The organism is Sphingobacterium humi (assembly GCF_009768885.1).
Taxonomy (GTDB): domain Bacteria; phylum Bacteroidota; class Bacteroidia; order Sphingobacteriales; family Sphingobacteriaceae; genus Sphingobacterium; species Sphingobacterium humi.
Genome location: NZ_WSQA01000001.1, coordinates 214218 through 231490 on the forward strand (window position 1 = coordinate 214218; position 17273 = coordinate 231490).

The following is a 17273-nucleotide window of genomic DNA, read 5'->3' on the forward strand; positions in this document are numbered from 1 at the left end:
ACCTGTGGCCCTAACTCACTAAACAACGGAAACAAAACTTCTTGGTCTAATCATCGATTAGAGCACATCTCTTACACAGCGAATCGGCAACCTTTCATCCCTAGAATAATGCAAATTATTCTCGAATTTACGGTCGGAAACGAAGGTATCACCACTCAATGTTCCGCGGTAGAGTGGCGTATCAGAACGGTAGGTACATCCTCCCGTTTCTGGATTTCTGAATTTCTCCTCGCCAGCCACATAAGCATCATAGCCGGCAACACAACTCGGCAGATTCATATGAGCATCGATAGCATGATACTGCATATGGTAAATATTCCATAATCCTGTTGGATGATCTCCTAGTCCCCAACCGCGGCCTGCCGCATAAAAGCGTAATCGCTCGGGCGCTTTCGTCAATTCATTATGGCCATTCCACCAAATATAGTCAACCTTCGGATTCCCATTGGGTTGCTGCGCTTTAACCCCAGGACTAAGCGTGGTTTCCAACGCCCCTAAGTTGGTAAACTCTTGGATAGTAGGCATACGCCATCTTCCACCGGTCACCTTGGTACAAGGATCATCAACCACAGCTTTAATCGCATCCGGATGGGTATTGGTTGGGTAATATTCCGTTAGTGATTTTATAGGCTCAAAAGAGTCAAAAGTCCAGTAATCAGTATGGTACCTGGCATTTTGGATGAAATCCGGCGAATGGTAATTGATCCCTTGTATCCACCCACACTCTTCCGGAAGATGACGATTAAAATAAATGCCATTTACTTTGGCTAGGTTTCCTTTAGCCCATACCAAGTTGCCTACCTGTATCCCCGAAGCCTGAAAGCTTACTTTTAAGGTATAGCTATAGCCTGCCCTGATTTCAAAGTCGGTTAACTCCGGTAAAGACTGGTTGGGCATCTGCCCCAGTGGAGTACCAATGATGGGTTGGGTCATGCCATTTAAAGTAATGGAATTAATCCTCAATATTTTACCTGAAGTAGATACGCCACAGAGAACAATAGCCTCACTTTTTACTAAAGAACCCGTTTCTTTTATGCTTAAAGGCAACATCTTTCCTGTCCCTTTTGGTACTAAGCTATTGTTTGCAAAGTGAAAATCGGCTTGAGGATAATGCATTCCTAAGGAGGCATCCACAGCCGTCATGACGCCCATATCTGGTGGAGTTTCAAACGCAACGGTAATCTTAGCCATCTGATAGCGCAGCACAATACTCAGGAAGTTATCCGAATGCAGCGCAAACTTTTTCGTGAATTTTGAGTAGAGAAAATCAGCATCCCCCGAGATATCTTTCAACACCTCGCTCCCCAATTTACTATCCGGCGACACCTCCGGAATGTTGGAAGAGTTCCCAAAAGAATACACCACAAAGGTGAGCTCTTCCCCGCTGATTAAGGCTAAGCTGGCATTTTTATCTTCGCTATTAAACTGCTCCTGAGCCAATAAGGAGCCATCCGCTAGATATACCAGCATGCGGTAATTGATATTAGTTCCTAAATCGCTAGTTTTCCGGGTAAATGGATTGTCCTGCTTCAGCAATTTAGGATCTTCAATGGATAAGCTGCTATACATCAGCCCGCCTTCGGCAAAAGCACTACCACTTCCCTGCCGGCCTAGCGAGGTCGTAGCGAAGGCAGTAACCCAGGTCCTGTTGTAATTGCCTCTGGTTGTTGCTGGCAACTCCTCAAAAGCGACCCCATTGAATACAACTTTAACTTGTGTATCTCTTCCTGTTTCAAGCTGGAAATTCTTCTCGGAATTACACGAGACTAGCATCCCGTAAATGAGGGAAATCAATCCAATAAACAAGGCCCTAACCTTGCCTATACTTAACATCTCTAGCATTACCATATCACCTTATCCCCTCCATTTTGACCATGAACTACCTCATCATCAGCATCTAACCATTCTTTCTGGATCCCCGATCCATCTGGAAATCCCGGACGTGCTAATGCGGATCCCGCGGCAATACCATCTTCCAACTCTACAGTCGACACCTCGATCTGCGGTGCGGTATACACTTTCTTTACTACTGCGGGAGATTTCTTCCCCCCTTGGTTACTAATAGGCTTTTTTTTACAATTTTGCATTATTTCATAATATTAATCATGCAGAACATTCGTAAAAGCAAAGACTACCTTCCCTTGGCCAGGAGAAAGCAGTTCTATTGGGTTTTATTATTATTTATGCAATTACTCAAATATGATATTTATTTCATATTAGTTTAATGATTAAGATCATTCGTTAAGCTGAGAATTATCATTAGTTATGTTTTAGGGTAATGAGGAAGAAAATAAAGGCTTGTTTTTCTTTCCACTTTGAATAATTGTGTGAAATATGCTTTTTTGTTGGAGTACAAAAACAATTACGTTTAGCGACATTCAATAAAGCATCGCTAGGAAAAATAACAAAAGCTAGAATTAAATGGTTCCTAACTGCTCGTCGAGCAGGTAAAGGCTAGCGTTAAATGCCTGAATATAGATAGCAGCGGCATTGTGCCCTTCAAAATGATATTGCCTACTGGTACACTCCTCATGCAGAGCTACCGCTAAAAAAACATCCCCTACCTGGGCAGTAGGGTGCTTTTCCTTGCCTTCGTAGGCTAGGCCTGTAATAGCAATTTGGATGTCGCTAGGAAAAAGTTGGCGCAAGCCCGTCAGCATAGCCAGGGTAACTTCTATGGACTCTGCGGTGTATAGGTTGATAAGGTCGGGCGACACACCTAAAACATGCTGCTTCACCTCCTCATCAAAAGCTGTAACAGCGCCTTTTAAATAGGTTCCAGCCTCAGTCTGCAGACTCCAAACTGAGGATAAAAATCCCGCTGTCATGCTTTCCGCCAAGGCGAGTTTCCATCCCTGCTTTTGAATCTGTTCAGCTATTTCATTTAATTTGTCGAAATCAATTTCTGCCATATCCTTTCCATTCATGGTTTTCTATTTGACATTGAACAATCAACTCCCCGATTTCGTTGAGTAAAATCCAAGGGAATTATGCGATTCCGGCTTTAAATTTCTGTAGTTCCTGATCGATTAACTCCGGCCAAGCTTGAAGCCCTTGCCGGATAACCTTCTCCCCTTCGGTGGCATCCAGGTTTTTCATAGCCTGTATAGCATCCTGTTGCAATTTCTCTAAATATTCTGCTGAAGGTGGCGTGGATAGATTTTCCTCTCCCTTATTGATAAGCTCTTTCTTTTTTTCTTGTAATTCCGCCTCTTTATTTCCTTTGGGTTGCTTCATTGTCATTCCTTGTTTTACTTTAAAAATTCTATTACTGCACATGGCATCGCTAGACAATTTGTAATTGCCCATTTCCTTAAATGAACATATTGAGGACTCGATTGTTTTTAAGAAAAAGGATAAAACATGAGAGCAATATGGACAGGCGCCATCGGATTTGGCCTGGTAAACATCCCGATTAAGATATATGCTGCAACACAAACGAGCAGCCTAGACTTTGATATGCTCGACCGAAAAGATCAAGCGAACATCAAATACAAACGTGTAAATGAGCAAACAGGCAAAGAGGTAGCTTGGGATAATATCGTAAAAGGCTTTATGCTAAAAGATAAATATGTAGTTCTTGAGGATGCTGATTTCGAAGAGGCCATGCCCGAAAAGAATAAGATGATAAACCTGCAGACCTTTGTAAAAGAACAAGAAATAGACAGCATCTATTTCGATACGCCTTATTACTTAGAGCCGCAAAAAGCAGGTACGAAAGCTTACGCATTGCTGCTTCAGGCACTAGAGAAAAGTAAGATGGCCGGATTAGGTACCTTCGTTATGCGCAGTGTAGAAAACTTAGTCATTATCAGACCCTATAATAAGCTGCTACTTCTCAATAAATTACGCTTTGAAGAAGAGATTAGAGACGCTTCTGACCTGGGTATCCCCGCCAGCAAGATTTCCAAACAAGAAATGGACATGGCCCTCCAACTCATAAAATCCAACAGCAAACCCTTTGACATCAGTGCCTTTAAAAATGAATACTCCAAAGAGTTAATGAAAATAATAACGCAGAAAAGCAAAGGAAAACGGGCTACGATCCGCAAGATCAATGTTGAAAACACCAAAGCATCAGACTTATTGGAAAAACTGAAAGCAAGCTTGGCTTAAAACTGTGCCAATGCCTTCTTGATATCGACCTTACTTTTCCAAATTGCTGACCAGGGATCTTCCTGCTGGGCTGTCCGATCTAGCATGTTGAATATGGTGAAATCTTGAATAGACAATTCATCGTTTAGCTCTTCCCATGCCAATGGGGCACTAACGGTTGCCATGGGTTTCGGACGTACCGAATAAGGGGCAACAATGGTTTGACCACGCTTATTTTGTAGGTAATCCAAGTAAATCAAGCCCTTCCTTTTCTTCGGATCGCGAACCAAACTCGTTGTTTCCGGATGTTGTTGATGAATAAGCTCAGCTAGGAATTGAACAAAATCCCGAACAATATCATAGTCATACTTCGCACCCACATACATTTGTATATGCAGCCCTGTAGATCCTGAAGTTTTTAGATAAGCGGGAGCTTTTGCTTTATCCAATAGTTGTTTGGCGGTTTGAGCAACCGCAATAACATCCTTCCAATTGGCGCCATTAGGATCTAAATCGAGGACAGCAAAGTCAGGCTTTTCAGGCGATTTATAGGTAGATAGCCAAGGGTTAATCTCTATGGATCCTAAATTCACAATATAGAGCAAGGATGCAAGATCATTGCACAATAAATAATCGATCATCTTATCTGTACTTTCCGAATAGACTTCCGTTGTTTTTAACCAGCTTGGCAATTTCTCCGGTTCCACATCTTTTTGAAAAAAACTCTGCCCTTCAATACCGTTGGGAAAGCGATGCATAGAAATAGGCTTATCCTTGAGGTAGGGCAATATATATGGTCCAATTTCCTCATAGTATGCTAGCAATTCACCTTTGCGGATCTCTTCTTGCGGCCAATATATTTTTGTCAGGTTCGTTAATTGAACGGTTTTCTTTCCAAACTTTACCTCTCTTTCCTTCTCCATTTCAACAGGTGGTAAATATTCAGGTTCTATCTCATCAGCAGCTTTATCGGATCGGAGTCCTTTATAAACAGGATGCCTAAGCTTTTTATCTGCCGTCCATTCGTAATAATAAACTTCACAAACCAATTCAGGCTTCAACCAGGTTACATCAGCTTCTTTAGGCAGCTTTTCGGCAGCGGGAAAAGGCTTTTTAGCTTGTATGAGCGGTTTAAATTGCTGGTATAACTCAGCTAGACTTTGCTCTGTAAAACCTGTTCCACAATTACCGATATAGCTCAGTTTACCATCTTTCCATAGCCCAAGCACCAGGGCTCCAAAATAAGAACGCGAGTTCTGTGGTTTAGTAAACCCGCAGATGATGGCTTCCTGTGCATTGTTGAGTTTTATTTTCAACCAGCTACCAGTTCGCTTATCCGCTTGATAGCTACTATCCTTCCGCTTAGCGACTATACCTTCCCAATGCTGTTCTTTCGCATAATTGAGGATGCTATCTTTGTCTTTTGATAGCGGCTCCAATTCCAAAATATTCGCTAGTTTATAGCGCTTTAGCAACATATGAAGTAGCTCCTTACGCTCGGTTAAGGGAAAGGCTTGCAAATCATGCCCATCCAAACTCAAGATATCAAACACATAATACCGAAGGATCAGATTCTTTGGGATAGGCTCTCCTGACTGCAATAGCTGAAAATACGATTTCCCTTCCTTGTCTTCAATCACAATTTCACCATCCAACATACAAGGCTGCTCCATCTTACGCAGTTCCTCGATCAGACTAGGAAATTTCTTATCTAGTTTAAGCCCATTCCTTGACAAAAGATTCGCTTCTTTGTTCGCTATCCTTGCGATAGCGCGAAAACCATCGATTTTCCGTTCATACAGCCAATCCTCCGCGTCAGGTACCGCAGTACTAAGCTTGGCCAGCATGGGTTTTGGAACAAGCATAGCAGTTGGCTGTTTGCTTTTCTTCGTACTTTTTTTCTCCTTTGCGGCCTCCTTATAGCTCTTTCCTGCTTCTTTAATCTGCTTACTCACTAAATCCTCAGCATCAAAGGCCTTATCCGTAGCATATTTATCCTTATGTTTGATGAGTAGCCAATTCTCGTCCGTATCACCCTGCATGCGTACCAAAGCAAATTCTCCCTTGAGCACCTTTCCTTTTAAGCTAAATTTAATCGAGCCCTTTTTCCAACTGCTTAAGAATTCCTTATCGTTTGCAACTTCCAAGGGAGTAAAGGTACCTGCATCGAAAATACTGACAGTTCCTGCTCCATAACTACCTTTAGGAATTGTCCCTTCGAAGGTACCATAACTTAGTGGATGGTCTTCCACCTGCACAGCTAAGCGCCTATCTTTCGGATTCAGGGATGGCCCCTTCGGCACGGCCCAGCTTTTCAGAGCGCCATCTATTTCCAAACGGAAATCATAATGTAAGCGACTGGCATGATGCCTTTGCACCACAAATCGATATCCTTGTTTATCGCCTGTAGCTTTCTCTGCTTTCGGTTCGGAAGTCTGGGAGAAGTCCCGCTTTTTATTGTATGTTGTTAGGTTTGCCATGCCTTTTCCCTGTTAACAATCTCGCGATAGGAATAGTTTGCGAAAAAGAAAACAGCCAAGGTTCTAGCGTCGCCAGGCCAAAGGTAATATCCCGAACTTACGTTTAAAGGCTGTAGAAAAGTGCCGGGGATGCTTATAACCCATCCGATCAGCCACCTCGGCGATGCTTAGCTCCTGGTCTAACAAGAGCTGCTTTGCTTCCTCCATCTTAAGGTCGTTCCAGAAGGAAAACACCGTCGTTCCAAAAAGCTCCTTAAACCCCTTCTTCAAAACAAACTCATTTGTTCCAGCCATATGAGCCAAATCAATTAGGGAACTATGTTTATACAAATTATGACAGATGTATTCTCGTACGGCATAGATCTTATCTACATCGCGTTTATTAATGCCCTGCGGCAGCCAAGGCTCTGCTGCAAACTGCTCCAATTGCAACAGCAGCAACTCGATTACCTTGGCCTCCAAAAACATACGCTTAAACATACCCTGCCGATCACAATGCATGATATCATGGAGTAGTTGATACATCTGTCTATTAATCGGATAGTTTCTTTTGTTCCAAAGGCTAGATTTCCCACCTTCCATAGCATTCCTAAACCGATCTGTATCGGCAAATCCTTCGGGAAGAAACCGCTTAAAAAAGGCTGCTGTCATATTGATTTCGCATAACTGCACCAAGTCCTTCTCCCAATGCATCTCTCCAGCCACCTGATTGGCATAGATAATATTATGACTATTAGACTCAAAAACAACCCGCGAGTCCATCGTATCGATCAAGCCTTTGCTGCAACCTTTCAATCCGAAGTGCATTTCTATCGTTTCAAAATCACTTTTGAAACCCAGGGTAAGGGATTCCCGCAATCGGATATCACCGAAACCGATATGCACACCATGGAAATAAAGCTCCTGATAGCGCCATTCACTTCCATGGCTTTTCATTTCAAAGCTACGCTCCTCCAATAAAGGCTGATTAACCCGAAAGGAACCTGGATATTCCTTCTGGATCACGATCGAGTTATCCTGCAAGTCATAGAGTTGAAAATTCATGCCCCTTATTTATTTAATCCTTAATGCGGATGTTTTATTCCCTCAAACAACTACATCCCCTTGGAATTAATAATAGCTTTACGCAAATATGTTAATTATTTAGAACAATTCTTAACAAGAAGCCGTCATTATGCATATGCAGCAAGCAAAAAAACGAAAAACAGGCATTTCCAGACTGCTGGAGATAGCGAACAGAAAGAAAGTCATGGTAATTATCTCCGGTATCTCCGTTACGATACATGCCGTACTCAGCTTAGTGCCCTACCTCATGGTCTATTATATTATCCAGGAACTCAGTAAACCAAGCATCAATTACCAACAGGCAGAAACTTACCTGCTATACGCAGTTTATGCAGCTATTATCAGCATGATCTTTTATTTTCTATCCGGCATACTATCGCACATCGCAGCCTTCGACATCCTCGCTGAGCTACGGAAATTTATCGCAAAAAAGGTAGGCTTGCTCCCCATGGGCTACCTAAGCAATAAGAATTCAGGAGCCCTTCAAAAACTACTTGCGGAGGATGTGGAGCGTATCGAACACTTTATCGCGCATCAAATCCCAGACTTTATCAAAGGCATCGCCCTGCCGTTGATTACCATCAGCTTGCTCTTCGCTGCCGACTGGCGACTAGCTGCCATCAGTTTTGTCCCCTTTGCCTTGCTGCTCCTGCTCATCCCACAGATGTACAGTGGCAAGCGAAATGAACAGATCAAGAACTATCACCAATCCTTAGAGAACATGAATGCCGGCATTGTGGAATACATCCGGGCTATTCCGGTGATGAAGGTATTCGGACAATCTGCGGAGACCTTCGAAAAATTTGGCGTAGCGGTCTATCGATTCCAAACCTTTGTGAATCAATGGGTCAAAACTTCCTCCCCCATATATGCGGTTTTTATGAGCTTTATCAACAATGCCACCTTGCCCGTCCTGGCCTTAGGCCTGCTCTTGTATTTCCAAGGCGGCTTAAGTCTGCCCACCCTCTTTATTTTCCTTCTTTTGGGCACCGGCTATATCAAACCCATGCTTGTTTTATCTAACATGAGCATGCAGATATCCCTTATCAATCGAGGAGTAAGTCAGATTGACGATCTTCTCGCCATAGCGCCTTTGAAAGAAAGTAAAACCTGGCAAGAACCCAGCAACCACGGCATCTCCTTTATCGATGTTTCCTTCGCCTACACAGAAAACAACCCCGTCTTGCGCCAGGTAAACTTCGATGTGAAACCCAACAGTATCACCGCTATTGTAGGTCCTTCCGGGGCAGGAAAAAGCACCATTGCGCAACTCCTCTCCCGCTTTTGGGACTGCAGTATGGGCAATATCTACATCGGCGGCATCGACATCCGAAGCTATCCCACCGAACAGTTGATGCAAATGGTATCCTATGTCTTTCAAGATAGCTTTATGTTCCAGCAATCCCTATATGATAACATTGCCATGGGTATGGATAAAACCCAGGAAGAGGTAGAAGATGCAGCCAAAGCGGCTCAGATTCACGATTTTATTGTAAGTCTACCTGATGGCTACCAAACGCTATTCGGACAATCAGGCATCCACCTCAGTGGCGGCGAGCAGCAGCGGTTCCAATTGGCGCGCGCCATTCTAAAAGATGCGCCTATCTTGATTCTGGATGAAGCAACAGCCTTTGCCGACCCTGAAAATGAAGCCAAGATACAGGAAGCCTTCAGCCGATTGATTCAGAATAAAACCGTACTCATCATTGCGCATCGGCTTAGCACCATTACCGATGTTGATCAAATCCTGGTATTTGACCGAGGAGCTCTCTCCGCACAAGGCACCCATACAGCGCTCCTGCTCCAAAGTAAACTCTACCAGCGTATGTGGAATGCGCATACCAGAGCCAAAGAATTTATCCTCTAAAACCATCCAATAGCCGTATCACATGATTCAGAATTTAAAAGAAGTAACCTCCCTCAATCCCAAAGCCACAAAGAAAGTTATCTTGTGGGAAATAGCCCATAGCGTCCTGATCGCCTGTCCTTCGGGCATCCTCTTAATCATCATTTGGGAACTCTTTGCACCCCAACCCAATATACAGAAAATAGGAATGGTGGTAGGCTTCATGTTGCTTATGCTGCTTTTGCAGCTCTTCATTGCTTTGCGTAGCCTAATCCTCAATAATGAACTCGTATACGACCTCTCCAGCAAGCTTCGCATTAAGCTGGGCAATAGAATCCAACGTTTTTCCCTGGGCTTTTTTAAAAAGAAAGATCCCGGAGAAATAGCCTCCATTGTACTGCAAGATGTGTCCAACTTCGAAGGAATATTTGGTCATAGCTTTGGCAATTTAACCACCGCCATCTTTGGAACGGTCGCCCTCTCGGGCTTCCTTTTTATTTACGATTGGCGCCTGACCCTATGTCTGCTCGCTGTGCTCCCTTTAATCTACCCCTTCCTGCAGGCCGCCAATTATGTCGTCCGAAAATTTGGCAAGAAAAAGATTGAAGCCAGAAACCAGGTCGGTGCTTTATTTTTAGAATATCTACAGGGCATCCGTCACCTCAAGTCCTATGGACTTACAGGTGCTAAACACGAAAGACTAGAACGCGCCTTCCAGGATTTACGAAAGAAAAGCATCCAACTGGAAGCCCTCCCCGGCCCCATGATCTTAATGAGTGCCATCCTCTTTGAAATCGGATTCCTGGCCATGCTCGCCTTAGGATTATATTATTTACAGGGGCAAACCATCAGTATTCCTGTCCTCATCACCTTTCTTATTTTAGGATACAACCTGTATGGCCCGCTAAAAATCGTGATGGTCGATTATTTAGTCTTGCGCTTTATGAACGAAAGTCTCGACCGGGTACTGGCCATCTTGAAGGAGCCAACCATGGAAACAACAGAGAACGAAATACCCCGAAATTACAGCATTCAATTCGACCAAGTTAGTTTTGGTTATTTAGATACCCTCAATCTCAAAGACATCAACTTCAGCATCCCCGAGCGCAGCATGTGCGCCTTGGTGGGGCATTCAGGATCCGGAAAAACAACCCTAGCCTCCCTGCTCGCCCGCTTTTGGGATGTGCAAACCGGAAGTATAAAGATTGGAAATGTTGATATCCGACAGATCAATCAAGATAAATTCTACAGCTTCATCAGCGAGGTATTTCAAGAGGTTTACCTCTTTGATGATAGCATCTACAATAACATTAAAATCGGAAGACCCGGAGCCAGCAAGGAAGAAATTATTGCGGCAGCGGAAAAGGCCCAAGTATTGGATTTTCTATGGGATTTGCCTGAAGGGATAGACAGCTTGGTCGGGGAAGGCGGAAGCAAACTCTCCGGCGGACAGAAACAACGCATCAGCATTGCGCGCGCCCTGTTAAAAGATGCACCTATTGTCATTCTAGATGAAGCAACCGCCAGTTTAGATCCCGAGAATGAAATCTACATCCAACAGGCCATTCAAGAATTGGTTAAGTCGAAAACAGTACTCGTCATTGCCCATAAGCTATCGACCATCCAACAAGCCGATCAAATCATCGTCCTCGACAAGGGTATGATTGCCGAAAAAGGAAAGCATACGGAATTGCTTCAGCAGCAAGGAATCTACAGCAATATGTGGCATATTCAACAACAAACAGGAGGTTGGAAAATGGCTAAAACATAATAAGTAAGAAAACACGCCGTTAATTCTCTTATATTTAATAAAATATAATCACCTTAGATTAACGGCTGTCTATGAAAGCTATATCCATCTTGCTGCTCTTTATCTTGATGTTCAGTTTCCATGTGCATGCAGCATCTCCCTTAGCCGGCGACAGCACGAAAAAGCGCATAAATAGCAGCGATAGCCTTGCGCAACAGCACCTTGCTCCGCAGCCCATTCCCTATCTCCACTTGATTGCTCCCGTCGTTTTTATCACCTATGGCATTGTTAGTTTAAATAATCCTGCCCTAAAGGAGCTAAACACTTCCACCCAATACGAAATCTACGAGCACCAGCCAGACCATGTACAATGGGACAATTACACCCAATATGCACCGGCCCTGATGGTATACGGCTTAAATGCCTTCGGCGTGAAGGGGGAACATAATCTACGAGATCGTAGTATAATCTATGCTAGCTCTCAACTGATTAGTGCTGCTTTGGTAACACCGCTAAAACACCTGATTCGGGAAGAGCGACCCGACGGTTCTAATAGCCTATCCTTTCCTTCAGGACATACTGCAACGGCCTTTTCCTCTGCGCAGTTTATGTTTCGGGAATATAAAGACCATAACTTCTGGCTTAGCATATCCGGCTATTCATTTGCTCTATTCACTGGCGTATACCGCACCCTGAATGATCGGCATTGGGTCAATGATGTCGTAGCGGGCGCAGGCTTTGGGATACTTTCCACGGAGTTAGCTTATTGGACTTATCCAAAATTAAACAGACTTTTGTTTACAAAACACCCCCACTCCTCCAACTTGTTGTTGCCTTATTATCACGATAAAGCTGTAGGATTGAGCCTCGTTAGTCAGTTTTAGAAATATTATGTGGATCTTTTACGCCTTATTATCCGCCCTGTTTGCTGCATTAACAGCCATTTTCGCTAAGCTTGGTGTTGCACAAATTAACAGTAACCTGGCAACTGCCATTCGCACCATCGTCATCCTCTTATTAATCTGGACCATTGTGCTTGCCAAAGGTGAAGCTAAAGAGCTTGGACAAATCCCAAAGCAACAATGGCTCTTTTTAATCTTCTCGGGCATCGCAACAGGCTTATCCTGGCTATTTTATTTTAAAGCCCTGCAATTAGGGAAAGTTTCGCAAGTGGCAGCCATCGACAAGCTCAGCGTAGCCTTGGTAATCATCCTTTCGGTCATCTTTCTTAAAGAATCTTTAAGCTGGAAAACCGCCATCGGCGCCTCCCTGATTATTCTTGGCTCTTTGGTACTGGCCATCAAATAAGCCAGCCCCAATATTTTATTTTTTACGAAGTGCTTGCTGCAAAGCCAGTATTTCCTCCTGCACTTGCTGGGCAGCTGCTTGTGCTTCTGCCAAGGGCAAGCCTTTCGCCATGCCCGGTCGCTTATGTCCGGTTTTGCTTAGCCAAGCATCCTTTAAGAAGCTTTGCTTTTTATAAACCAAGGCATACAGTGCATCCAGTTTCGGATACTTTTCCAGCATTTCACGCCAGGTGTCATAGGCCACAAAATCAGGATGAATCTGCAAGTATATTTCCTTAGCCATAAGCCAGTGCCCTTCTAGCCCCGGATGTATGCCATCGGTCGCCAAACGGAAGTCGGAATCTTGTTGAATTTGCCGTTCCAAATAGGCTTTCATCGGAAAATGTAAATCAACCAATGTCCACTCTTCTTGCGCAGCATAGGCTTTTAACCAAGTCGCATACCGATCTAAGACAAGATTATAACCCTTCAAGCGAGTTTTCAGATCATCGTGCACTGGCGGAGTCAACCAAACCACGCGTTCCACGCCGGCCTCCTTCAGCTTCGCCGCCAGCTTCTTTATCCCTTCTTGGTAAGCAGCAAAGCGCTGCTCCTCAAAGGGCTTGTAAATGCCATCGTTCATACCATAGCATACAAAGACCAAGCTAGGTTTCACCTGTTGCAAAACCCGATCTAAACGCTCGAATAAATCAGGCCGCGGAAATTTCCCGTCCGCATGCCCCGGCTCCGTCAAGCCTGAAACAGTTTCACTAGGAAGCCCGAGGTTCAGGTATTCAGCACGCGATTCTGCACCTTGATACACATGCAGGCTTTCCAACATCGCTACATACATCCCCGCATAGGTAATGCTATTCCCCAAAAATAAAACGTTTCTTTTTTCAGGGGTCTGCAGAACAGCCGGATGTCCGGTATGCTGCGCCCGCAGTAGTAAACAGGATAGCAGGCAGGTGATAAACAAGACGATGGGTTTCATAGCAAAGCAAGGTTTCGGTGAACAATTCGCATTAAGGTAAGCATTCCTCTATTTTAATTCAAACGTCGCGACATAATTTATCCCTCCATTGGGGTATTTTTTATATTGAATTTCAATATATCTAAAATCTTAACTACATTCACTTATTTTATTATAAACCATTATAAATCAAACCTATGAAAGCAAAACTATTAACCTGGCTGTGGCTATGGGCTGCAGTTTCGTTGTATGGGCAAACTGGAGCAATAAACCTACCAAATGCTATCCTCGGAACCTGGGATGTCTGGATTCCGGGTGCTATTACCTACGAAGCCAAAGGGGCCGAAGTATATCAACGGTATCAACCCGGATCGGCTATGAGCCAGTTACAAATCGACAAAGATGGCACCTACCGCTGGGGGAAATACAGCCATAAAATTGAAGAGGTTCGCCCCTGGTATGAGGAGGAGGGAAAACGCTACTTCCGCATTCTGGACCTCCGCAAAAACAGTTACGATTTTTGGTATAAGGAAAGTGCGGACGCGCTGATCATCCTCTTTGGGGAAGTGGGAGGTCATGCTGCCACAGGAACCCGAATAGGAAACGGAAAGACGACAGCCGCAGAAAAGCTGCCGACGCAGGAAACCATTGCTGTAGCGCCCGCAAAACCCGGCTATCCTACTGCAGTGAAGACGCAGCCGCAAGCCGACAAGCCGACAAGCGAGAAGCAGCCTACAAAAAACGGAAAAAGCAAACAAGCCGCCTTCAAGCTGAAAGAAAATGTGGAAGTGCTTTGGTCAGGTGCATGGTATAAAGCGCAAATTATAGAAATCAATGCCCCTAAATACAAGGTAACTTACACCGGTTGGGGATCCTTGTATGATGAATGGGTGACAGCCGACCGCATTAAAAAACGCTAAATAGTAAAAAGGGCCATTTCGCAAAACAAAATGGCCCTTTTTTATAGGTACTATCGGCAATCAGCCGAATAAGGAGTTCTTAGATAAAATTCATCCAATCCGATTGATCTTCGTATTGAACGATCGGATTTGCATGATTTTTCGAGGCATACTGCCCTGCAAACATAATCAGATCCATCTGCATATGCTGACGGGTTAGTTCCACCAAGTCGGCGTTAAATCCTTCCATTTCCAATACAAATTGGAAACAGATCATCCGTGCAAACATTCTTCCCAAGGTCACTAAATCGCGCTGCGCTACGCCCGTTTCGACATTAAAGTCAACCTGAGCCGCAAAATAAGGAACGCTTAGGTTGGTGCGGTTGTATTGCTTTAAGAAAGCCAATAAATTCGTTTCTTTTGCTTTACGCATCAACTTCAACACGCCCTCCGCAATTTGCGCATACAGCATTTCGTTCGACCCTTCAAAAATCTGGAACGGACGGCTATCAATAACTGCACGACCTGCTAAATGATCTAAGCGATAGCCATTAGCACCCGCTAATTGCAAGCTAATCTGTGCAGATTCCTGCATTAAATCGGTTACTAATGCTTTTAATGAATTGGCCTCAATGCTCATCGTTGCTAAGTCATGCTCAATACCACTGGTCTGCACACTAAAAGCACACATGCCGGAACATAAGGTAAAGGCCGCTTGAATACGTGCTAATTGGTATTTTACCGAGTCAACATTCAATAAAGGCGCGCCACCAACCATGCGTTGCTGGCAGTGTTGCAAAGACTCGTCCATCAGGCGCTTAATAAAACCTAAGCCCATGCCTGGGAATTGCAAACGGCTACGGTGCAACATATCCAGCATCAATTTAATGCCGGTACTCTCCGGTTGCAATTTCTGCTCTTCCGGAACCTGCACGTCAATCTTATTGATACCATATGGAATGGCAAATAAGCCAAAGTTATTATAACGTTCTACCATCGGAATATGCTGATCCGGATGGCTATTCTCGGTTACAAAGAAATCGATATCACGAGAAAGTTCACCAGTAGGAGTCTGTTTACGGGCTGTAACCAACCAGAAGTCGGCAGCACCACTTAAGCCCTGCCAGTGTTTTTCACCTTGAATCGCATAACCATGCTCCGTTTGTTGGTAATTGGTTTTCATATTCAGGGCATCCGATCCGTAGGCCTTTTCCGTAATCATCAAGCCTCCCATGGCATTTTGCTCTAAAAATTGCTTGAAAATACGCTCCTGCACTGGGAAGTTGCCATACTTAGCCAATGGCTCTAAGAATAGAGCGATGTTGATGCCGAACATCAGCGATAAAGCCAATGATTCGTAGGAAGCCGCAGAAAGAACACCTAGGCATTCTTTCACCTGAACCCCACGGCCGCCGTGCAATTTTGGAATAGCAACAGCTAAAGGTTTTTTATCCATAATCTTGGCCAAGAAATCTGCAGGCAGGTCTCTTTGCAAGCTTAGGGCATTAAAGTCATATTCCTCCCGAAACAGGTGTTTCAGGTGTTGTCTGAAGGAAGTGATATACGTATTGTAGTCTACTTGGTCTAAAACGTTATGCATGTTTTTATTATTTTTCTGTTAAACATCAGGTACAATCTTTTTGCTGCAATCAGGCTTTCTCCGAAATATAAGGGCTTAGCATGGCAACAAAAAACATCATGCTGGATACGAAAGTAAAATTAGGAACTTATGGAAACACATGCTATGTAAAATCTGACAATAAATAGGACAAATCGTGCATATTTAAAATACAGCTTTTATTTTCCTGCTTTTCGATAGGCCAAAGGGCTTAAGCCTACTATTTTTTTAAAGATACGCGAAAAATAAGAAGGATCCTCAAAATCAAGCTCATAAGCGATACTTGAAACGGTCTTGTTGGTTTCTAATAGCAGCAGTTGGCTATGGATAATCGCCACCTCCATCAAAAGTTGCTTTGAGGACTTCTTGTACACGGTAGACACACATCGATTGAGGTAATTCACCGAAACAGCCAGCTTATCGGCATAAAATTGAAGGCTTTTTTCCTGGTTCACATGCAGGTGCACCAACTGCTTAAAAGCGATAGCAATTTCCTGTCGGCGGGGCAAAGATTTATTGGCATCAGAAAGTTTAATAATTTTTAAAATGGCTGTCTTAAAAATACTCTCATAATATTCGGTATAAGGATTTTCAGAATAGATTTCTTTATATAATAAATCCAATAGGGTATTTAGGTCGTTAGAATCTTTCCTCTTCAGATTTAACAGGGGCGATATGGTAAAGATATTCAAGATTTCTTGTTCCCGGAAAATGGAGGTCATGGCTTGCTCCTTAATCAGGATACAATAGCCCTGTGCCGATTTATCCACGGAATCAATGGCAGAAATAGTACCATAATGGCTAATCATCACAGCAGGTGCTTCCACCATATAGGTGGTGGATTCGAGCTGATGCCGGAAATGACCATCGGTAATATGAATCAAGAGGTTATAGCCAAAGAAAATCGGCGGAATGGGCGTTTTCAGGTAAGGAGCAATATCCCGCAAGGAGAAAATTTTAATAGGCGTATGGATATAGGTCAGGTGCTTTAAGCCCCGATCCATAAATTTGGCCACGAATTCATCCGCGTCTATTTTATTCTTATCCATTGCTGTAATTACCACTTGTCTTACAAACCTACTAAGAATTCCATCGAGGTTCAAACGCAAGGCCAGGAAATCGCTTCTTCATTTTTAAGCCCAGCCGCTTCACTCATTAAAACGCACTATCCAATCATTCAAAACCCAGCTTCAATAAGTGATATAATCCACTTATTACAAATGCATTACCTTTATTTCACCACCTATAGACAAGCGAAAAA

15 protein-coding genes are annotated in these 17273 nt (G+C 43.6%); 6 read left to right on the plus strand and 9 right to left on the minus strand.

What is annotated here, in order from left to right; genetic code table 11:
• Positions 1-57: 57 nt before the first annotated feature.
• The 4 genes from GQF63_RS00850 to GQF63_RS00865 form a co-directional block, all read right to left on the minus strand.
• The gene (locus GQF63_RS00850) at positions 58-1773 is read right to left on the minus strand and encodes a hypothetical protein (protein ID WP_160367204.1); all 1716 of its coding nucleotides are present in this window, start codon (positions 1771-1773) and stop codon (positions 58-60) included.
• 68 nt (positions 1774-1841) lie between these two features.
• Complete coding sequence (locus tag GQF63_RS00855; RefSeq protein WP_212592420.1) at positions 1842-2087, minus strand: hypothetical protein; 246 nt, start codon at positions 2085-2087, stop codon at positions 1842-1844.
• Positions 2088-2417: 330 nt separating this feature from the next.
• On the minus strand, positions 2418-2927 hold the full coding sequence (locus GQF63_RS00860; protein WP_160367205.1) for a CinA family protein: 510 nt from the start codon (positions 2925-2927) through the stop codon (positions 2418-2420).
• Positions 2928-2988: 61 nt separating this feature from the next.
• Positions 2989-3237: a hypothetical protein gene (locus GQF63_RS00865; RefSeq protein WP_160367206.1), complete on the minus strand. Its 249-nt coding sequence runs from the start codon at positions 3235-3237 to the stop codon at positions 2989-2991.
• A gap of 126 nt (positions 3238-3363) precedes the next feature.
• On the opposite strand from GQF63_RS00865, the gene ku reads away from it, so the two are divergent.
• Positions 3364-4116 (plus strand): non-homologous end joining protein Ku, encoded by a 753-nt coding sequence (gene ku / locus GQF63_RS00870; RefSeq protein ID WP_160367207.1) that lies wholly within the window; start codon positions 3364-3366, stop codon positions 4114-4116.
• Here ku and ligD read toward each other — a convergent pair.
• On the minus strand, positions 4113-6575 hold the full coding sequence (ligD, locus tag GQF63_RS00875) for a DNA ligase D (RefSeq protein WP_160367208.1): 2463 nt from the start codon (positions 6573-6575) through the stop codon (positions 4113-4115). The genes ku and ligD overlap by 4 nt on opposite strands.
• 63 nt (positions 6576-6638) lie before the next feature.
• On the minus strand, positions 6639-7619 hold the full coding sequence (locus GQF63_RS00880; protein ID WP_160367209.1) for a helix-turn-helix transcriptional regulator: 981 nt from the start codon (positions 7617-7619) through the stop codon (positions 6639-6641).
• A 136-nt stretch (positions 7620-7755) separates the two neighbouring features.
• Between GQF63_RS00880 and GQF63_RS00885 the strand changes: the two genes are divergently transcribed.
• From GQF63_RS00885 to GQF63_RS00900, 4 genes are all read left to right on the plus strand, one after another.
• Entirely contained in the window at positions 7756-9507 is a 1752-nt protein-coding gene (locus GQF63_RS00885) for an ABC transporter ATP-binding protein (RefSeq protein WP_212592421.1), read from the plus strand.
• Positions 9508-9529: 22 nt separating this feature from the next.
• Positions 9530-11257: an ABC transporter ATP-binding protein gene (locus tag GQF63_RS00890; protein ID WP_160367210.1), complete on the plus strand. Its 1728-nt coding sequence runs from the start codon at positions 9530-9532 to the stop codon at positions 11255-11257.
• Positions 11258-11328: 71 nt separating this feature from the next.
• A complete protein-coding gene (locus GQF63_RS00895; RefSeq protein WP_246163185.1) occupies positions 11329-12120 on the plus strand; it encodes a phosphatase PAP2 family protein in 792 nt (263 codons plus the stop codon).
• A gap of 7 nt (positions 12121-12127) precedes the next feature.
• Positions 12128-12544, plus strand: a complete 417-nt coding sequence (locus GQF63_RS00900) for an EamA family transporter (RefSeq protein ID WP_160367211.1) — start codon at positions 12128-12130, stop codon at positions 12542-12544.
• A 15-nt stretch (positions 12545-12559) separates the two neighbouring features.
• Here the strand turns inward: GQF63_RS00900 and GQF63_RS00905 are convergent, their stop codons facing one another.
• Positions 12560-13516 (minus strand): SGNH/GDSL hydrolase family protein, encoded by a 957-nt coding sequence (locus GQF63_RS00905; protein WP_160367212.1) that lies wholly within the window; start codon positions 13514-13516, stop codon positions 12560-12562.
• Positions 13517-13692: 176 nt separating this feature from the next.
• Between GQF63_RS00905 and GQF63_RS00910 the strand changes: the two genes are divergently transcribed.
• Positions 13693-14415: a Tudor-knot domain-containing protein gene (locus GQF63_RS00910; protein WP_160367213.1), complete on the plus strand. Its 723-nt coding sequence runs from the start codon at positions 13693-13695 to the stop codon at positions 14413-14415.
• Positions 14416-14494: 79 nt separating this feature from the next.
• Here the strand turns inward: GQF63_RS00910 and GQF63_RS00915 are convergent, their stop codons facing one another.
• Both GQF63_RS00915 and GQF63_RS00920 read right to left on the minus strand, forming a co-directional pair.
• Positions 14495-15994, minus strand: coding sequence for an acyl-CoA dehydrogenase family protein (locus tag GQF63_RS00915; protein WP_160367214.1), 1500 nt, complete (start codon positions 15992-15994; stop codon positions 14495-14497).
• Between the two features lie 197 nt (positions 15995-16191).
• A complete protein-coding gene (locus tag GQF63_RS00920) occupies positions 16192-17061 on the minus strand; it encodes a helix-turn-helix domain-containing protein (RefSeq protein ID WP_160367215.1) in 870 nt (289 codons plus the stop codon).
• Positions 17062-17273: the final 212 nt, after the last annotated feature.